The 17,977-nt window shown below is 33.3% G+C and carries 21 protein-coding genes and 1 pseudogene; 5 read left to right on the top strand and 17 right to left on the bottom strand.

Annotated elements, in window-relative coordinates; genetic code table 11:
* Positions 1-7 precede the first annotated feature (7 nt).
* The 3 genes from CHHT_RS05510 (at position 8) to CHHT_RS05520 (ending at position 2,207) form a co-directional block, all read left to right on the top strand.
* Positions 8-1,357: an NAD(P)/FAD-dependent oxidoreductase gene (locus CHHT_RS05510; protein ID WP_034960943.1), complete on the top strand. Its 1,350-nt coding sequence runs from the start codon at positions 8-10 to the stop codon at positions 1,355-1,357.
* A gap of 9 nt (positions 1,358-1,366) precedes the next feature.
* Positions 1,367-1,531, top strand: coding sequence for a YgaP family membrane protein (locus CHHT_RS05515; protein WP_074898768.1), 165 nt, complete (start codon positions 1,367-1,369; stop codon positions 1,529-1,531).
* 493 nt (positions 1,532-2,024) lie between these two features.
* Positions 2,025-2,207, top strand: a complete 183-nt coding sequence (locus CHHT_RS05520; protein ID WP_034960941.1) for a YgaP family membrane protein — start codon at positions 2,025-2,027, stop codon at positions 2,205-2,207.
* A gap of 18 nt (positions 2,208-2,225) precedes the next feature.
* On the opposite strand, the gene CHHT_RS05525 is transcribed toward CHHT_RS05520, so the two are convergent.
* The 14 genes and pseudogenes from CHHT_RS05525 to CHHT_RS05590 form a co-directional block, all read right to left on the bottom strand.
* Entirely contained in the window at positions 2,226-2,879 is a 654-nt protein-coding gene (locus CHHT_RS05525; RefSeq protein WP_034960939.1) for an energy-coupling factor ABC transporter ATP-binding protein, read from the bottom strand.
* On the bottom strand, positions 2,876-3,529 hold the full coding sequence (locus CHHT_RS05530; RefSeq protein WP_051663672.1) for a CbiQ family ECF transporter T component: 654 nt from the start codon (positions 3,527-3,529) through the stop codon (positions 2,876-2,878). Before CHHT_RS05530 ends, CHHT_RS05525 begins: the two co-directional genes overlap by 4 nt.
* The gene (locus CHHT_RS05535) at positions 3,526-3,906 is read right to left on the bottom strand and encodes a hypothetical protein (protein WP_167540845.1); all 381 of its coding nucleotides are present in this window, start codon (positions 3,904-3,906) and stop codon (positions 3,526-3,528) included. Before CHHT_RS05535 ends, CHHT_RS05530 begins: the two co-directional genes overlap by 4 nt.
* 20 nt (positions 3,907-3,926) lie before the next feature.
* Positions 3,927-4,529 carry a cobalt transporter CbiM gene (gene cbiM, locus CHHT_RS05540; RefSeq protein WP_034960934.1) on the bottom strand — a complete coding sequence of 201 codons (603 nt, stop codon included), beginning with the start codon at positions 4,527-4,529 and terminating at the stop codon, positions 3,927-3,929.
* The gene (locus CHHT_RS05545) at positions 4,529-5,278 is read right to left on the bottom strand and encodes a DUF4198 domain-containing protein (protein WP_034960931.1); all 750 of its coding nucleotides are present in this window, start codon (positions 5,276-5,278) and stop codon (positions 4,529-4,531) included. The genes cbiM and CHHT_RS05545 overlap by 1 nt, the downstream gene beginning before the upstream one ends.
* A 90-nt stretch (positions 5,279-5,368) precedes the next feature.
* Positions 5,369-6,133 (bottom strand): pseudouridine synthase family protein, encoded by a 765-nt coding sequence (locus CHHT_RS05550; RefSeq protein WP_034960929.1) that lies wholly within the window; start codon positions 6,131-6,133, stop codon positions 5,369-5,371.
* The gene (gene waaA / locus CHHT_RS05555) at positions 6,130-7,260 is read right to left on the bottom strand and encodes a lipid IV(A) 3-deoxy-D-manno-octulosonic acid transferase (protein ID WP_051663671.1); all 1,131 of its coding nucleotides are present in this window, start codon (positions 7,258-7,260) and stop codon (positions 6,130-6,132) included. Before waaA ends, CHHT_RS05550 begins: the two co-directional genes overlap by 4 nt.
* A pseudogene (locus tag CHHT_RS05560) lies at positions 7,257-7,781 on the bottom strand (zinc ribbon domain-containing protein); the annotation flags it as partial. The gene waaA and the pseudogene CHHT_RS05560, both read right to left, overlap by 4 nt.
* A 179-nt stretch (positions 7,782-7,960) precedes the next feature.
* Positions 7,961-8,695, bottom strand: a complete 735-nt coding sequence (locus CHHT_RS05565) for a Nif3-like dinuclear metal center hexameric protein (RefSeq protein ID WP_034960925.1) — start codon at positions 8,693-8,695, stop codon at positions 7,961-7,963.
* Complete coding sequence (gene glyQ / locus CHHT_RS05570; RefSeq protein WP_034960923.1) at positions 8,692-9,549, bottom strand: glycine--tRNA ligase subunit alpha; 858 nt, start codon at positions 9,547-9,549, stop codon at positions 8,692-8,694. Before glyQ ends, CHHT_RS05565 begins: the two co-directional genes overlap by 4 nt.
* 33 nt (positions 9,550-9,582) lie before the next feature.
* Positions 9,583-10,053: a DUF3972 domain-containing protein gene (locus CHHT_RS05575; protein WP_034960920.1), complete on the bottom strand. Its 471-nt coding sequence runs from the start codon at positions 10,051-10,053 to the stop codon at positions 9,583-9,585.
* A gap of 12 nt (positions 10,054-10,065) precedes the next feature.
* A complete protein-coding gene (gene purE, locus CHHT_RS05580) occupies positions 10,066-10,563 on the bottom strand; it encodes a 5-(carboxyamino)imidazole ribonucleotide mutase (RefSeq protein ID WP_034960918.1) in 498 nt (165 codons plus the stop codon).
* Positions 10,564-10,684: 121 nt separating this feature from the next.
* Positions 10,685-11,941, bottom strand: a complete 1,257-nt coding sequence (locus CHHT_RS05585; protein WP_034960916.1) for a peptidase U32 family protein — start codon at positions 11,939-11,941, stop codon at positions 10,685-10,687.
* A complete protein-coding gene (locus tag CHHT_RS05590; RefSeq protein WP_059425652.1) occupies positions 11,938-12,705 on the bottom strand; it encodes a hypothetical protein in 768 nt (255 codons plus the stop codon). Before CHHT_RS05590 ends, CHHT_RS05585 begins: the two co-directional genes overlap by 4 nt.
* Before the next feature lie 160 nt (positions 12,706-12,865).
* On the opposite strand from CHHT_RS05590, the gene CHHT_RS05595 reads away from it, so the two are divergent.
* On the top strand, positions 12,866-13,645 hold the full coding sequence (locus CHHT_RS05595) for a histidinol-phosphatase (protein WP_034960914.1): 780 nt from the start codon (positions 12,866-12,868) through the stop codon (positions 13,643-13,645).
* Positions 13,646-13,732: 87 nt separating this feature from the next.
* Positions 13,733-15,160 carry a type I glutamate--ammonia ligase gene (glnA, locus tag CHHT_RS05600; protein ID WP_034960912.1) on the top strand — a complete coding sequence of 476 codons (1,428 nt, stop codon included), beginning with the start codon at positions 13,733-13,735 and terminating at the stop codon, positions 15,158-15,160.
* Between the two features lie 37 nt (positions 15,161-15,197).
* Here the strand turns inward: glnA and CHHT_RS05605 are convergent, their stop codons facing one another.
* From CHHT_RS05605 to CHHT_RS05615, 3 genes are all read right to left on the bottom strand, one after another.
* Positions 15,198-15,647 carry a hypothetical protein gene (locus CHHT_RS05605; protein WP_034960910.1) on the bottom strand — a complete coding sequence of 150 codons (450 nt, stop codon included), beginning with the start codon at positions 15,645-15,647 and terminating at the stop codon, positions 15,198-15,200.
* 121 nt (positions 15,648-15,768) lie between these two features.
* Positions 15,769-16,275: an ankyrin repeat domain-containing protein gene (locus CHHT_RS05610; RefSeq protein WP_034960908.1), complete on the bottom strand. Its 507-nt coding sequence runs from the start codon at positions 16,273-16,275 to the stop codon at positions 15,769-15,771.
* Between the two features lie 81 nt (positions 16,276-16,356).
* Entirely contained in the window at positions 16,357-17,811 is a 1,455-nt protein-coding gene (locus tag CHHT_RS05615) for a catalase (RefSeq protein WP_034960906.1), read from the bottom strand.
* Positions 17,812-17,977 lie beyond the last annotated feature (166 nt).

A 17,977-nucleotide genomic window follows, 5' to 3' on the forward strand; every position in this document is an offset into this window, starting at 1 on the left:
ATTGAAAATGGCTGATTTAAATAGAAGAGATGCTCTAAAACTCTTTGCAGCTACTACAGTTGCTCTAAGTGCTACGACATCTCTAAACGCACAGCAAATAGCCGAAAACAAAAGCATAAAATCAAGAATTCTAATCATAGGAGCAGGTCTTGCTGGCATATCCTTAGCTGCAAGGCTAAGAAGTGAGCTGCCAAATGCTAAGATAACCTTGGTTGATAAGGATGAGATATTTTACTATCAGCCTGGATTTACTCTCATAGCAGCTGGGATTTACACCACTGATGATGTGGTATTTCAAAAGTCAGATTATATCCCAGATGGCGTAGAGTGGATAAAGCAAAATGTGATTTCTCTATCCCCAAGCACAAATATAGTAAGATTTCAAGATGGAACAAATCATAGCTATGATTATCTTGTATTAGCTACTGGGGTTGAGTATGACTTTGAGACGATACAAGGCTTGAAAAATGAAGATGTGCTAAATGATACAAATATCAGCTCTGTGTATCTGCTAAATAGCTCCATAAAGACAAATGAGCTTATGCAAAAACTAGCAAATAAAGGCGGAGTTGGTCTATTTTGTGAAAATAAAACGCCTATGAAATGCAGTGGCGTAAATAAAAAAGTAATGATGCTTAGCGAAGATAGAGCAAGGTTAGCAAATAATAGAGATAAGGTATCTATAAACCTATATAGCGGAGGAGCAAAAACATTTTCATCTTCTGTCTATGCTAAGGTAATGGAGCAAATGTTTGAGCAAAGGGATATAAACTACAAACTAAATCATCAAATAATAGCAGTAGATAAGGCAAGAAATACAGCCATATTCGAACATACTATGAAATACAAAGAAAACGGACAAAACAAAATAGTAACAGAGCAAATAGAAGCAAAATTTGACTGGCTTCATGTTGTCCCAAGACAAAGGGCGGCACTTATGTATAAAGAAGCTGGTCTTAGCGTGACAAATGGCGATACAGATGGAAACTGGATAAGTGTAAATAAAGAAACGCTCCAATCAACGCAATTTAAAAACATCTTTGCTATCGGCGATATATGTGGCTTTCCTAACGGAAAAACTGGAGCTAGTATCAGAAAAATGTATCCTAAACTAGCAACAAATTTGATAAATGTAATAAAAGGTCTAGAACCAAGCGAAAAATATGATGGATACACAGCTTGTCCTCTTGTGACAAGGTATGGAAAAGCCGTCATGGTAGAGTTTAACTGGAGCAAAAAGCCTACGCCTTCTATGCCTTGCTTTAGTGCTACAAGGGAGAGTTATCTTAACTGGTTTATAAAATTAAATTTATTTAAACCAATGGTAATGCAAGGTATGCTTAGAGGACTAGTATAAGGAAAAAAGATGAAAAATTTAGATAAAACAATTAGATTATTTATAGCAGCGGTTATATTTTTTATATTTGGATTTGTATGTCAAAGCTGGTGGTGGCTAATAGGACTATGGCCTTTGCTTACGGCTGTTTATGGTTGTCCGATATATAAATTTATGAGAAAAAAAAGTGCATAAATTTGAAAATTTAAACAGTGCTTCTGTGACTAATAATCGTTTTTTAATGTTACAAATTTACGCAACTAAGAGTAAAATAATCTTTTAAATTTGAAAAAGTTTAAATTTATTTATTATTACTGATAGTTGATTTAAGGGTTTGATCTGCCAAAATCCATAATGAAGAATTTGATATGAAAAAATCATTTTTTTTATATGGTTTTTGGCTGCAGTTACCTTTGCAAATGGATTTTCTCAAGATAAGATAGAAAAAATTTCTATCAAGGTTGTAAGGCTTGTCCATCCTGGCATATAAATCATGCCAATCTACAGTAGATGGCAAAAGAAGCAATAGCATTAAGATACATTACTAAAATCATATCTGAAGCTTGATATATGCTCAAGTTCATTTTTAATGGGCTTTGATCTATAAATTTCAAATTTAATATAGAATACAATAATAATAGATAAAATTTGAAATTCAGCTATAATTATAAAAAATTAAGGAGAAAATATGTGTAAATTTGAAAGAGTTTTAAGAGTAGTAGTAGGCGTTTTAATAATAGCTGGAATATGGTATTTCTATGCTAGTTGGTGGGCTTTACTAGGTTTGGTGCCACTCATAACTGGACTAGTTGGTTTTTGTCCGATCCATAGAATGATAGGAAAACAAAGTTGTCCATTTAAGAAAAAATAATTCACAAATAGAGTTTGGTTAAGCTTCCAAACTCAACCCGCCTTTAGTCAAAAAATATACCTTATCTACTACTTTATTTATAAATTCTTTATCGTGTGAAACAATGATCTGAGCTATATCTAAGCTGCCAAGTATGCTTGCTACTTTTATCTGCATTTCATAATCAAGCGCAGTCGTTGGCTCATCAAGCAAAAGGATTTTAGGCTGAGCTATCAAAACTCCAGCTAATGCTACAAGCTTTTTTTCACCTCCTGAGAGATAAAAAACTATCTCATTTTTCAAGTGCAAAATTCCAAGTTCTGCTAGTACAAACTCAGCTCTTTTTCTAGCCTCATCTTTACTTGTTCCTCTTGTTAGAAGACTAAAAGCTACATCTTCTATGACGCTCGGCGCGATAAACTGATCATCGCTATTTTGAAACAAAAACCCGATCAAATTTCTATATTTTTGAAAATCTTCTAAACTCTTCATAGACTCGTGAAATATCTCCACACTACCGCCACAAGGCATCTTAAGACCGCCTATTATCTCAAGCAGCGTTGATTTACCAGAACCATTTGAGCCTATGATGGCGATTTTTTCTTTATGTAAAAGATTTAAATTTAGGTTATCGAACAAAATCCTATCGCCGATTTTAGCTTTTATACATCTAAGATTTACCGAACAGCTCAAATTATTATTCCTTGTTTAAAAATTACCGAGATCAAGACTAAAATCATAAGTAAAATATCATAAAACCCCAGCCTGATCTTGTCTTCAAATTTATAGAATTTACCGTTAAATCCTCTTGCTTGCATTGTTTTTTCTAACATTTGTGATTTTTTAAATGCACTCAAAAACAACATAGCAACCAAATTCGCATACGTTTGATATGTAAAAATAGAAGTTTTATGCTTAAAAGCTCTGATTTTTAAAGTACATTTTAACTTATAAAAATCTCTTTTGCCTATCTGTATAAATCTAATACAAAAATAAAACAGATAGCTGATCTTGCTCCCAAGCCCAAGACTCGATATACCAGAAGCTATACCATACGAGTCCATTTTATGAAATAGCAACAGTCCAAATAAAATAATCAAATTTGAACGTATAAATATAAGCAATGCCAAATGAGAATTATCTGATAAAAGTACACTTATAATAACTAAGATTATAAAGAAATTTAGAAAAAACAGTCTCTTTAAGATCTCAAAAAAATATCTGAATTTTATTAAATTTAAAAAAATAAGCGGTAAAAAATACGTTAAGTAAATTTCACTGCTAAGTGCTACAAAAAAACTAAAAATAGTAAAACACAGTATAGATATTGATGAGTTTATCATTTTCTTTTTATAAAATACAAAATTCCAAAAAATATAATAAGTCCAAGTATACAGCCGATTATTTTTATTGTATACGTTAGATCGCTATCATCTTGATTGGCAATAGTAATGTTTTTATCTGTAGAAAATGTTATTCTTTTTTCATGGGCAAGAGAACCATCAACTAAAATATCAAATTCATTCATCATTAACTTAACTCTAGCAGTACCGTTCTCATCTGTTTTTGTATTTTGTATAATTTTACCATCTTTAATAATATCAACATTACAGCCATTGCAAGGAGAATTTCCATAAAAATAGCTTTTGATAACTACAAAATCACCATCTTCATCAGCAAAAACTTTCAAAGAATGAGCATTTGCAACTACACTTAACAAAAATACTAAAAATAATTTTATCAATTCAGTAGCCCCCTATTTACCTTATAAATAAAACTTATAGCAAATAAGCTTATTATGCCTTCTATAACCATTAAAACTAAATTTGAAGCTAAAGCAAGCCCTGCTATCGCAAAGAATTCTTTACCATTTAAAACTAAAATTATACTTAGAACAAGCGCTGAAACCAAAAGTGAAACGAATCCAACAAGAAACCAACATATAGATTGATACACTCTTTGATGTTTACACTCTTTAAGAGATAGTTTTACAAAATATCTACCAAGTATAGCGGGCGTACCTATCATAAGTAAATTTACACCCAAAACGCTTATACCTCCATATCCAAAAAACAGTGCTTGAAGCAAAAGCCCTACAAATATAGCAAGCATTGCATTTACACACAAAAATGCACCAACTAAACCACCTAATATCAAATGTATCGATGTCGGCCCCAATGGAACATGTATAAAAGATGCTACAAAAAATATAGCACTCATACAAGCGATTTTAGGAATATCTTTAAAATTCAATTTATACAAAAGATATACCACCCAAATTCCAGCAACAACCGCTGCTGGAATAATGATTTCTGGTTTTAAAACACCTTCGCTAATATGCATTATTTATAATCCTTAGTTTCTACCCAGATAACAGCTCCGATCTCCACAGGATAATCTTTACCGTCTTTTTTTATCTTTTCATCGTCCTGGCTCAAAGCAGAAAATCCCCACCATCCAGCAAGGGGCATAGCAAAACTAAACTCTCCGAATTCGTTTGTTTTGACTTCTTGGGTTATATAGTCCTCGCCAGGAGCCTTTAGTCCTTTTAAATTTAAATATTCTACTTCAACGATGCTGTTTTTAGCAGGTTTCCCTTTGTATAAAACCTTGCCTGAAAATATATTTCCTTTATAAAGCGCATAAGGTCTAGTAAGTGGAATAATTTCTGTTTTTAGCCCTATTTGTTCATCCCAGCCTTCGCCGTATCCATAAGCATCAACCACTGTTTTTGTTATATGTCTTATAAATATATTTTCAGCAGGTTCAAAATAAGGTTTTGGATCCATATAAAATTGATAAATTCCAGGATTTTTAACATTATATTCGGCTTCATAATAGCTCATTTTACCATCTTTTTTTTCTACTAAATTTGAAATAATTTCTTTTTTTCCATTTACAAAAACTCCAGCTTCAATTGGCTTATCTAAATTCATCATCATTCCTTCAAACGGATGAGTAAATTTATATGTAATTTTTTCTTTCGCCTGACTAGGGTCATCTATAGTAGAATTAGATGGAATAACTACACCAAAATGAGCCGAAGCAACAGAAGCAAGTAATGACAGTACAAGTAATGATTTTAAATTCATTATTATCCTTTTTCAAAAAATATTACGTGCAATTATGCTATTTTTGCTCTTTAATATTACTTAATTTTTAAAATTAATAATTAAATGGAATTATTTATGCATAAACTCTTTTGGCGGCTCAAAGCTATAAGCACAAAAGCTTCTATCTAAATGAGCTCTAAATTTATATCCAAGCAATGAGGTTTCATAGCTATGTAAATACATTCTATTTGCGCTACTTTTTGCATACTTTTCATCTCCCACAACACCATAACCGGCGTGAGATAAATGACATCTGATCTGATGAGTACGCCCTGTTTCTATGACTATTTTTATGAGAGATTTCTTTCCTTCTACCATGAGCGGACTTACGTGAGTTATCGCAGTTTTACCCCTACTTAGATCTATCTTCGAAAATGCACCACTTTTTGTTTTTATAGTTGTAATAGGAAGTTCTACGCTAAAATCCTCCACAACAATACCTTTTACAATAGCTAAATACACTTTTTCTACTTTATTTGTGGCAAACTCTTTTATGGCGACTTGTCTAAATTCTTCATTTTTATACAGCAAAACAACTCCGCTCGTTTCTTTATCTAGTCTATTTAAAAGAGGATATTTAAACTCGCTAGCCACTTTTTCACTTGTCATAAATGGCGGCTTATTGATCGCTACTATATTTTCATCTTCAAAAATATTAACCGGTTTAGGAAATCTCGAAATCTTAAATTCCGTAGTCTCGCTCACTAAGCCTCTAGCTAAAACTACTTTCATTCCTCTCGCACTCACAAGTCCTGCATCTATGAGATCTTTTGCTTCGTTATTTGAAATTCCCTCTTGTTTTGCAAGTAGTTTATACGCTTTTTCTTCTTTCATTTTTCACCTTTTAACTCTTTTAAAATCTCATCAAAATTTGCCGGATTTCTTATGCTAGAACTCTTTAAATTTGAGTCTAAAAGCATAGGAATATCACTATAATCAGCCAAATTTATACCATCAATACTAGCATAAAGAGATTTTTGATTATCTATAAATTTACCGCTTATGATTTTACAGCCAAACTGTGCTGCTTCGATCACATTATGTCCACCGATACCCGGCTCAAAACTACCACATAAAATAACAATATCGCAAATTTTATATAAATTTACCAATTCTCCCAAAGTATCAACCAATACAATCTTACTTTTAAACTCTAAATTTTGGCTAAACTTTTCATAGCCAAATCCAAATTTAGAAGCGAAATCTTTAGCTAAAACATCTACTTTACCAAATCTCTCAGGATGTCTTGGAGCTATAAATAGTTGATCGCCATCTTTTAAATTTAAGTTTTGAAGTATTCTTTTTTCTTCATTTTCATGACTGCTTGCTATAATGATAGAACGCTCAAAATGCTTTGCATAGTTTTTTGTAGGCTTAGGAAGTTTTGTTGATTTTATATTTCCTACTACCTTTACATTTTTCGCACCTAGACTTTCAAGTCTAGTCTTGTCGTCATCACTCTGCGCCAAGACTAGATCAACATAAGAAAATAGATATCTATAATAAAATCCAAATCTAAGATAAGATTTATACGATTTATCGCTTATCCTCGCATTTAGAAGAATGGTTCTAGCTCCACTTATTTTTGCAAATTTAAATAAATTTAGCCAAAGCTCAGCTTCAAAAACTATCAGAGTATCACATTTACTAAACCAAAACGGTAAAAAACATTCAAATGGTAAAAAACGTACGTTTTTAGTGACACTCGTTGCTTTGTTAAAACCAGTTTGCGTGATAACAGAAATTCTAGCGTCTCCCAAAGCTTTTACGATGGGTTCTATGCTAGAAACCTCGCCTAAACTACAAGCATGAAAATGATATTTTGAACTTTTAAATTTTGGATTGTTTTTTAAAAAAAATCTTGCCGGAATACTTCGCTTAAATTTCGATCTTAAACAAAGTAGAGCCAAAAAAGGCGCTACTACACATAAGACTATAAAACAAAAAAATGTATAGATCACTCGCTATCTTTGTATAAAATACGTCCGCAATGAGGGCAAGTAACTATATCTTCACTTTTAATAACATTTGCATAAGTTTTATCATTTATCTTCATAAAGCAACCATAACAAGCTTGTTTTTTTACAGGAACTACGGCAGTATTCTTAGCCCATTTACGAATTTTTTCATAAAAAGTAAGAACTTTTTGATTCATTTCTAATAAAAGCTTGTCTTTTTGCTCATAAACCATATTTCTATCATTTTGTAGCTCATTTAACTTAGATAGAGTTTCTTTCTCTAACTCCGCAAGGGTCGCATTTAGCGCATCTTTTTTTTCATTTAGTTCTGTAGTAAAGAGTTTTTTCGTTTCTATGATTCTTTCTAGTCTAGCTATCTCTTCATTAGCCGCTTCAAGCTGATCTTTTGCTAGATCTTCTTCTAAATTTAAAGCCTTGATCTCTTTTTCTGTTTTTACAGAACCGCTTTTTTTACCGACTTCTTTTAATTTTAAATTAAACTCCGATATATGAGCGTTTGTACTATCTATTTGAGATTTTAACTCAGATATTTCATTTAGGGTATTGCTTATTTGATTATCTATGGATTCTATCTCTTCTTTTTTTAAATTTAAGCTTCTGTTTATATCGTCGATGCGTGGGGCATAGCCATCTATCTTTTTATCTATTTGCGATAGAGTAACTAGCTGTTCAAGGTATTGATTCATAATTTTCCTTCGTAGTATGTAAATGGATTGATTGAATTTGTGATTGTAGCAAAAAGTCCATTTTTTTGCAAGTGGATCGCCAGACAATCCCCAAAATACCGCTCACTCTCAAAGTGTCCCATATCTATTAAACTTAACGAATTTTCTAATGCTTCAAGGGCTGTATGATACTTAAAATCCCCACTTATAAAACAGTCGGCTTCAAAACTACCTATTAGATCAGCTCCGCTTCCAGTGCAAAACGCAGCATTTTTGATAAAAGAATTTGCTTTGACTACTCTTAAATTTGGTAGTTTTAGCTTAGATCTTATCTCGCTTGCAAACTCATCAAAGCTCTTATTTACATCAAATTTAAGTATAAAACCCTCTTTTATAAAATCTTTATATCCCAACACTTCGCTTAAAACATATCTATTTAGTAAGTGCAGATCAAAATTCGTATGCATAGATATAAGTTTTATCTCTTTTTTTATCATCAAAGATATCAAATTTGATGGAAATTTATCAGGATTTATAGACTTTAAACCCTTAAATATCAATGGATGATGAGTTATAAAAAGAGTATTTTGTTTGGCATTTTTTATCAAATTCGTATCTAGATCAAGGCTTAAAACTATCTCATCAAAATTATCACCAAACGAGCCGATCAAAAGCCCGGAGTTGTCCCAGCTCTCTTGATCGCTAAATGGTGCTAAACTATCTAAAAGTGAGTAAATTTCAGATATTTTCACTTGCTTAAACTCTCTTTATAGGCTATAGCACAGCCTTTTGCAAGCTCTCTGATCTTTAATATAAAATCTTGCCTTTGAGTGACACTTATAGCGCCTCTTGCATCAAGCACGTTAAACGTGTGAGCTGCTAGCATACAATAGTCATAAGCAGGAAGCGCTAAACCTTGCTCTAAGATCATTTTACACTCTTTAGCATAATCATCAAAATGTTTAAAAAGCATAGAAGTATCTGCTATCTCGAAGTTATACTTGCTAAATTCAAATTCGCTTTGTTTATGCACGTCGCCGTACGTGACGATTTTGCCATCTCTTTCATCCCAAACTATATCATACACGTTATGTTTATCTTGCAAATACATAGCCAAACGCTCTATGCCATAAGTAACTTCTGCGCTAACTAGCTCACAAGGTATGCCACCTACTTGTTGAAAATACGTAAATTGTGTAACTTCCATACCATCAAGCCAAACTTCCCAGCCAAGACCCCAAGCGCCAAGCGTAGGGCTTTCCCAGTTGTCTTCTACAAAGCGAATATCGTGTTTATTTACGTCTAATCCTAAACGCTCTAAACTCTTTAAATACAACTCTTGTATATTTTTAGGGCTTGGTTTCATTATAACTTGAAACTGATAATAGCTCCCAAGACGGTTTGGATTTTCACCGTATCTTCCATCAGTCGGTCTACGAGACGGCGCTACGTAAGCTACATTCCACGGTTTATCGCCAAGACTTCTTAAAAATGTTGCTTGATGGTAAGTTCCAGCACCAGCAGGCATATCATATGGTTGAACTATGATGCAACCTTGTTCATGCCAATAAGTTTGTAATGTAAGTATTATCTCACTAAAAGTCATAAAGTTCCTTTGTCAATTTAAATTTACAATAGCTTAGGATTTGAAATTTTCTACTGCTTTATTCCACATAAGCTTATATTTTCTTTTTAAAAACTCAACTTCATCTTGAGCGATTTTTAGCTGATTTGTAAGAGTTTCTACCGTTTTTCTATCCTCATCATAAAGATCTTGCATAGAATAAAGCGCTTCTTTTAAAAATTTATTTTCATTTCGCAAAGCCTCAAGCGTTTCATCTTTGGCGTCTAAAACTTTTTCATGTAAATTTAAAATCGTTCCTATGGTTTTTTCAACGAAACTCTCTCCTGGTAAAGTAGGATTTAAGCTAAGAGTAACATCATTATTTGAACTAGGAACTATACTCATCGTTCCTTCGTTTGCCTCGATATAAACTTTATCGTTTTCATTTTTTGTCTTAAGAGCGCCTCTTTGTATCATATCATCTACAACATCACGATTTAAATGAACCAGCTTACAAAATTCATCGATTTCAAGATAGGTCTTCATTTTTATCCTTTTTTATCCAAGTAAAACTTCGATCTTTTTAGAGTCTTCTTCTAGTATTTTTGCTTGTTTTTCTCTATCTTCTAATAATTTAGAATTTAAGTTTTCATCATTTAAAGCTAAAATTTGCATAGCAAGATAAGCTGCATTTTTTGCTCCAGCTTTTCCTATAGCAAGAGTTGCTACAGGCATACCTGCTGGCATTTGCACAGTCGAATACAGTGCGTCCACACCATTTACGGCAGATCCTCCCATAGGTACGCCGATAACAGGTTTAGTTGTATTTGCTGCTACTGCTCCTGCAAGGTGAGCTGCCATACCAGCAGCACAGATAAATACTGCAGCACCTCTTTTATCGGCATCTATAACATAGTCGTGAGTTCTTTTTGGGCTTCTATGAGCCGAACTGATAATCATCTCAAATTTAACGCCAAAACTTTCTAATATCTTAGCAGCTTCATTTACGATCTCATAATCACTCTTGCTTCCCATAATAATACTAACAAATTTCATAGTTCTCCTTATAATCCGTATTTACAAATTAAAATATTTTTATAAAAAGCTGCGTTTTTTGCAAACACTGCCTTTTTAAAATTCAAGATCCTTAAAAACCCAGTAGTCGCTCTTTTATAAATCAAATTTCTTTCCTCAAAAAACTAAACTCAGGTAGCCTAAATGGAAGCTTTATCTCGTTTTCGTTTCCGCTATGGATCTCGCTAAATTCTTTACCTTTTTTGTTTATAAGCTTTGTAAATTCCATAAAATATCTGCCGTCTTTTTCATAAACCATTCCAAGCTTATTTTGACCTAAATTTATCTTTGAATCAAGCGGAGCAAATACCTCATAGGCAACATTAGGAGTTATTTTAAATTTGGTTTTAAAATACTCTCCATCTTCGCTTATAGCATGGACTTGATGAGTTCCTTCTTCTAAGCTTGAAACGTGATTTTGAGTATTTGTTCTTTCGTAAGGTTTATGTATCAGATATCCGTCGCTAAAACCACGATTTTTAAGTGTATTTAGCTCAGTTTCATACAAATCAGGATTAAATTTACCGCTAAGCGCGTCTTCAATTGCCATTTTATATGTTCTTGTCGTGCAAGCAACGTAATACTCGCTTTTCGTACGCCCTTCTATCTTTAGGCTATCTATTGCGCCAGTTGCCATTATCTTTTCTATATGAGTAGCTAAATTTAGATCTTTAGAGTTCATTATATGAGTCCCATTTTCATCTTCTTCTAGCCTAAAAAGTGTTCCGTTATCTTCGCTTTTAGCATACAATTCATATTTAAATCTACAATCATTTGCACAACTTCCACGGTTGCTCAGTCGTCCGCTTTGCACAGCTGAGATCAGACATCTGCCACTATATGCAAAACACATAGAGCCATGACAAAAAATTTCTATCTCAAGGTTTGGAATTTTTTCTTTTATCAAAACTGCGTCTTTTAAGCTCATCTCACGAGCAGCGACTATGCGGCTAGCTCCCATTTTATGATAAATTTCAGCGTCAAGATAGTTCATAACATTTGCTTGAGTCGAAAGATGCACTTCTATATTACTAGCCAACTCTTTAGCTAGACTCATAACTCCAGGAGTTGCGATTATAAAGGCATCTACACCAAATTCAGCTATAGTTTTGATATGACGCTTTAAAGGCTCAATTTGTCCATTAAATGGAAATCCATTTATAGTAGCGTAAAATTTAGCATTATGTTTATGAGCTAGTCTTACGCCCTCTTCAAAACTTTCTAGATTAAACTCTTTAGCACTTCTTTGACGAAGTGAAAAGCTACCTACGCTAGCATAGACGGCGTCTGCACCATAAGCCAAGGCTATTTGAAGTTTTGTCAAATTTCCTGCTGGGCTTAGAAGCTCTGGTCTTTTCACTTTTTACCCAAACTTTCTATGAGGGCTTCTATATCTTCGTTACTAACTACGTTTTCAGTCGTTGTATCGCCCTCGATATGCACAGCAGAACTTACACGTTTTTCATCTTCGACTTTGCCCTCAAACAGACTATTCATGTATTTGCTAAGAGCTCTCATAACGTTTATAACACGTTCTATTTTTTGACGGTGTATATCTTGATATTGCATCATATCCATAGTCATCATGACTTCATCTTGACCCATTTGTAAGTTACTTATGATGTCATCAAATTTGTTTCCTAGCTCTTTGTTTGACTCTAACATATCTGAAAATGTTGCAACATTTGGAAACTTAGCCGTTAGTTTTTCAAATACTTCTATATTTTTACCATTTAGTTCTTTTGCTTCATTGCAGATATTTTCAGCGTCCATAAAGAAGTTGTTTATGGATTCTAGCTTATCAAACATCTGAGTAGCTTTTTCTTCACTATCTTTTGTCACATCATCTAGTTGTCTGACCATTTTGTGATCATCAGTAGGAGGCGGAGGTGGCCACGCTGCAGTTGAAGTTACTCTATAGTTTTTATTTTCATCAAAAGATTCTTCTTTTTTTTGCGATTTTTCTTCCAAAGGCTCACTATCTTTAGACTCTTCTTCTATGATCTCTTGGGTGTCACCTTGTGTATCTAAGCTCTCATCTAAATTTAATGGGCTTTGTTCATCAGCGCTTTGCTCGTCTTCTAGGCCTTCAGCCATCAAAGCGTCTAACTCTTCTTGCGTCATAAGAAACTCCTAAAACTTAATTCGCATATTCTAGCTTAAATTATCTAAAAATTGAATTACGACATTAATATTTTTTACAGTAATTTATCGATATTTATCTATATATAGGTAATAAATTATTTTAACTTAAATTTGCTAAAATACCACAGAAGGAGTAAAGATGTTAATAGACTTACACAATCACACCGAGCTTTGTAATCACGCTTCAGGTACGCCACTACAATATGCCAAAAAAGCCTATGAAATGGGCTGTAAATACTATGGATTTAGCGATCACAATCCTATGAAATTTGATGAAAAATACAGAATGAAATTTGAACAAATGTCGCTTTATAAACAAATGATAGATGAAGTCAAGGCTAAATTTGATGGAAAAATGGAAGTATTATTTGGCTATGAGGTTGATTTTTTAGAAGGATTTATGGACAAAAGAGTTCTTAGCGTAAAGTGCGATCATCTCATAGGCTCAGTACATTTTTTAAACGGTTGGGGGTTTGATAATCCAGAGTTTATAGGCGAGTACAAAAACAAGGATATAAACCAAATTTGGGAGCAGTATTTTAATGCTATAGAGAATTTAGCAAAATGCGGAAAATTTGATATAGTAGGTCATATAGATCTTATAAAAGTATTTAATTTTAAACCGACAAAAGAGATAAAAAGCATAGCAAAAAATGCCATAAAAGAGATAAAAAAAGCAAATTTAGTAGTCGAATTAAACAGCGCAGGATATAGAAAACCGGCAAATGAGTTATATCCTAGCGATGATATCTTAGAAATGTTAGCTGAGTTTAACATACCTATAACCTTTTCGAGTGACGCTCACGAAGTAGCTCAAGTAGGACAAAATATGGATAAAAGTATGAAAAAAGCAAAAGAATTTGGATTTAGCGAGGCTGCAATTTTTGTAAATAGAGATAGACAAATGATTGAAATTTAAAAAAGACTATATTTTTAATATAAAACTAAGCTTAAAATTTAAATTTTATGGTATAATTCCCGAAATCTAAATTTTAAAGGAGCCGATATGGGCAAATTTGTAAATAATGTAAAGGAATTTTTCGAATTTTGTAAAGAAAATGAAGTCAAATTTGTAGATTTTCGTTTTACGGATCTAAAAGGAACTTGGCATCACGTATCTTATAATATAAAAGCCGTGAGCGAAGACTCATTTAATGGACTTCCATTTGATGGTAGCTCAATAGATGCTTGGCAACCGATCCATAAATCAGATATGATGCTAAAACCAGACGTAGAGACTGCATTTTTAGATCCATTTACTGCCGATACCACTATCATAGTAATATGTGATGTTTATGATATCTATAAAGGTGAGTTATACGAAAAATGCCCTAGAAGTATAGCTAAAAGAGCAATGCAATATCTAAGAGATAGCGGTATAGGCGACGTTGCTTACTTTGGCCCTGAAAATGAATTCTTCGTATTTGATAATGTTCGTATCATCGACAAACAAAACTGCGCAATGTACGAAGTAGATACTGAAGAAGGTGAATGGAATGACGCTAAAGAGTACAGTGATGGTTACAATACCGGTCACCGCCCACGTGCAAAAGGTGGATATTTTCCTGTTCAACCAGTAGATAGTATGGTTGATCTAAGAGCTGAAATGGTAAATGTACTTGAGCAAGTCGGACTTGAGACTTTCGTAGTTCATCATGAAGTCGCTCAAGGACAAGGTGAGATAGGCGTCAAATTCGGTACTCTTGTAGAAGCTGCAGATAATGTTCAAATTTATAAATACGTAGTAAAAATGGTAGCTCATTTAAATGGCAAAACAGCTACATTTATGCCAAAACCACTTTATGGCGATAATGGAAGCGGTATGCACGTACATCAAAGTATATGGAAAGACGGTAAAAATTTATTTTATAAAGCAGGCGAATACGCAAACCTTAGCGATATAGCTCGTTGGTATATAGGAGGAGTTTTAAAACACGCTAGAAGTGTAGCCGCGTTTACAAATCCTAGCACAAATAGCTATAAGAGATTGATCCCAGGCTTTGAAGCCCCAAGCATTCTAACTTACTCTTGCCAAAATAGAAGCGCAAGTTGTCGTATTCCTTATGGTGCAGGTGAAAAAAGTGTTAGAGCAGAATTTAGATTCCCTGATAGTACTGCTTGCCCATATCTAGCTTTTAGCGCTATGCTTATGGCTGGACTTGATGGTATAAAAAACAAGATAGAACCAGTCGGTCCTATGGATGAGGATCTGTTTGAACTAACCCTTGATGAGATCAGAGAGCGCGGCATCGAGCAGCTTCCCCACACTCTAAGAGGTAGTCTTGAAGCAGTTATCCGTGACAACAAATACCTAAGTGGAGTAATGAGCGAGTTATTTATAGATACATATCAACATTATAAATTTGAAACTCAAGTATGGCCTTATGAGCAAAGACCAACTCCATTTGAGTTTAAGACTTGCTACTCTTGCTAAAGTAAATTTGGCATATCGATCGATATGCCAAAACACTTTATATACTAGACAAAAGAGATTTTAAGCTTCCTTTTTCTAGGTTTTTATCCTCTTTTTGTTCTGCTAGTTCTTTGATACGAAGTTTTTCAAGTAACTCTTTTTCATAATTATCCAAAGCTTTTTCTATGTTGGCAAGTGCTTTTGTTTTGTCTTCATCGCTTAAATTTTCTACATCAAGCACCGACATAAGCTCTTTTCTTTTTTCTTCTAGTTTAGCTTCTATCTTTTCGAGATTAAAAGCTATAAGAAACGCAGCAGATCCAAGCTCACTTAGTTTGTTTGCAAACTCTTCTGTGTTTGTGATACTTGTAAGATCACTGTCTGAGCTATTGCTTTGTTTTAAACTCTCTAAAAGTTTTTCAAAATAACTATCTTCATCATTGCTTTGTTTTGATGAAACGTTACTACTTGAGTTCATACCAAATAAAACATCATTATTTACTTGCATTTTTTACTCCCATATGATAAAAATAACAAGCAAAAAATATTCCTTAAAATAGAAAATAAGTTAAAAAAACGTAAGATTAAGTAGGGAATTTAAAGCCGCATAAACGGCTTTAAATAAGGCATTAAAGTGCTGCTTGCAAATTCGAGTGAGATTTTTTACTAAAAAGTTTAATAAGTTTTACACCAATTATTTTTAAAATGCTTCTTTTTTTGCTTTTGCTTAGTAAATAAGAAGCGATCTCACTTCTACCAAACATTATAGCAAAACTATACGGAGTAAGTCCCATACCGTTATTTGCATCGATATCGGCACTATTTTCAACTAAAAGTTTTACCATTTCAAAGTTGCCTTTAAAACATACTCCAGCAAGTGGAGTTTGACCTCTGTCGTTTCTCTCATCTACTCTAGCACCTTTTTGGATAAGCATTTTTGTAGCTTCTAATGATCCGTTATATGCTGCTAGCATAAGCAAACTATCACCTTTATGATTTTTTAAATTTGGACTAAGCCCTGCGTTTATCATCTTTTCGAGCTCACTTGCTTCATTATTTCTAGCGAAATTAAAAGCATATCCACAAAGCTCCTCGTATCTTTTTTCTTCTTCTGGAGTTATATTTGTGTTTTTCATAATAATTCCTTTTTTAAATTTAAAAAACTTCTATAAAAAGACTTTTAAATTTAAAAAGCCGCATAAATACGGCTTTTATGGTTATTTAGAGCAGCAGCATTTGCATTTTTCAAGTGCGGCTTTAACACCTGCTGCGTAAGTCATATCGATCTTCTCAAAATGATCCAAAGCTCTTTTTATGATGAAATCCTCTACTCCATCCATACTCTCAGCAATATTTGAGTAAAGTCTATTTTTTTCATCAGTTGGAAGAATGTTATATAGAGATCTTGCGTCAGTATAATAATCTGCTATATCATCTCTATGATTAAACCTTGCTGCCTCGCTACCTATAGCAAGATTAGGCTCAAGATAAGTTTTACTCTCAGCAGGACCGCCAAAACTATTTGGCTCATAATAAGCGTGTGGTTCTTGCTTATAGCTACCATTATTCATAGATCCGCCAACATAGTAGTTATTTACATCTACTATAGGTTTATTTACATCTAGTTGTTGGTAATGTACACCTATTCTATATCTTTGAGCATCTGGATAGCTAAAAATTCTAGCTTGAAGCATACGATCTGGACTGTAACTAATACCAGGAACTATATTGCTTGGGCTAAATGCTGCTTGCTCTACTTCGTTAAAGTAGTTTTCAGGGTTTTTATTTAAAGTCATAACACCAACTGGTATTAACGGATAATCAGCGTGAGGCCAAATTTTTGTTAAGTCAAATGGGTTAAATTTACAGTTATTTGCTTGCTCTTCAGTCATAATTTGTATTTTAAAATCCCATTTTGGAAAATCGCCTTTATCTATGCTATTATACAGATCTCTTTGGTGGCTCTCTCTATCTTTTGCTATTATATTAGCCGCTTCTTCGTTTGTTAAATTTTTTATACCTTGGCGAGTTTTGAAGTGGAATTTAACCCAAAATCTCTCACCTTTAGCATTTATAAGACTATAAGTATGAGAGCCAAATCCGTGCATATGACGATAACTAGCAGGAATTCCACGATCGCTCATAAGGATAGTTACTTGGTGTAATGTTTCAGGGTTTAAAGTCCAGAAGTCCCATGCTGCGTTATTTGATCTTAGATGAGTTCTAGGATCTCTTTTTTGAGTATGAATGAAGTCTGGGAATTTTATACCATCTTTTATAAAAAATGTTGGAGTGTTATTTCCTACTAGATCCCAGTTGCCCTCTTTTGTATAAAATTTGATAGCAAAACCGCGTACGTCTCTTTCAGCATCAGCCGCTCCAGCTTCGCCTGCAACTGTTGAAAATCTTAAGAATAATTTTGTTTTTTCACCTTTTTGAAGAACAGAAGCTTTTGTAAATTTAGATATATCTTCTGTGATCTCTAGCTCACCATAAGCTCCACTACCATTTGCATGTACTGTTCTTTCCGGAATTCTTTCTCTGTTTTGAAATGCAAGTTTTTCAAGTAGTTGATAATCTTGTAATAAAACCGGACCTCTTGCGCCAGCAGTTAAACTGTTTTGGTTGTCAGCTACTGGATTACCACTAGCAGTGTTTAATAAGTTTGCCATATTTTCCCTTCACTAATAAAATTTATTATTTAGGAATTATAATCTCTAAATAATAATAATTTTTAAATGAAGATAAATTTTATTGATTGTATTTTTGTATCTTCATCTCCTATTTTTACCCGCAAAATTTGTTAAATTTAGGTTATTATAACTTAAATATGGAGTT

It is taken from the genome of Campylobacter hyointestinalis subsp. hyointestinalis, from assembly GCF_013372145.1.
GTDB lineage: Bacteria > Campylobacterota > Campylobacteria > Campylobacterales > Campylobacteraceae > Campylobacter > Campylobacter hyointestinalis.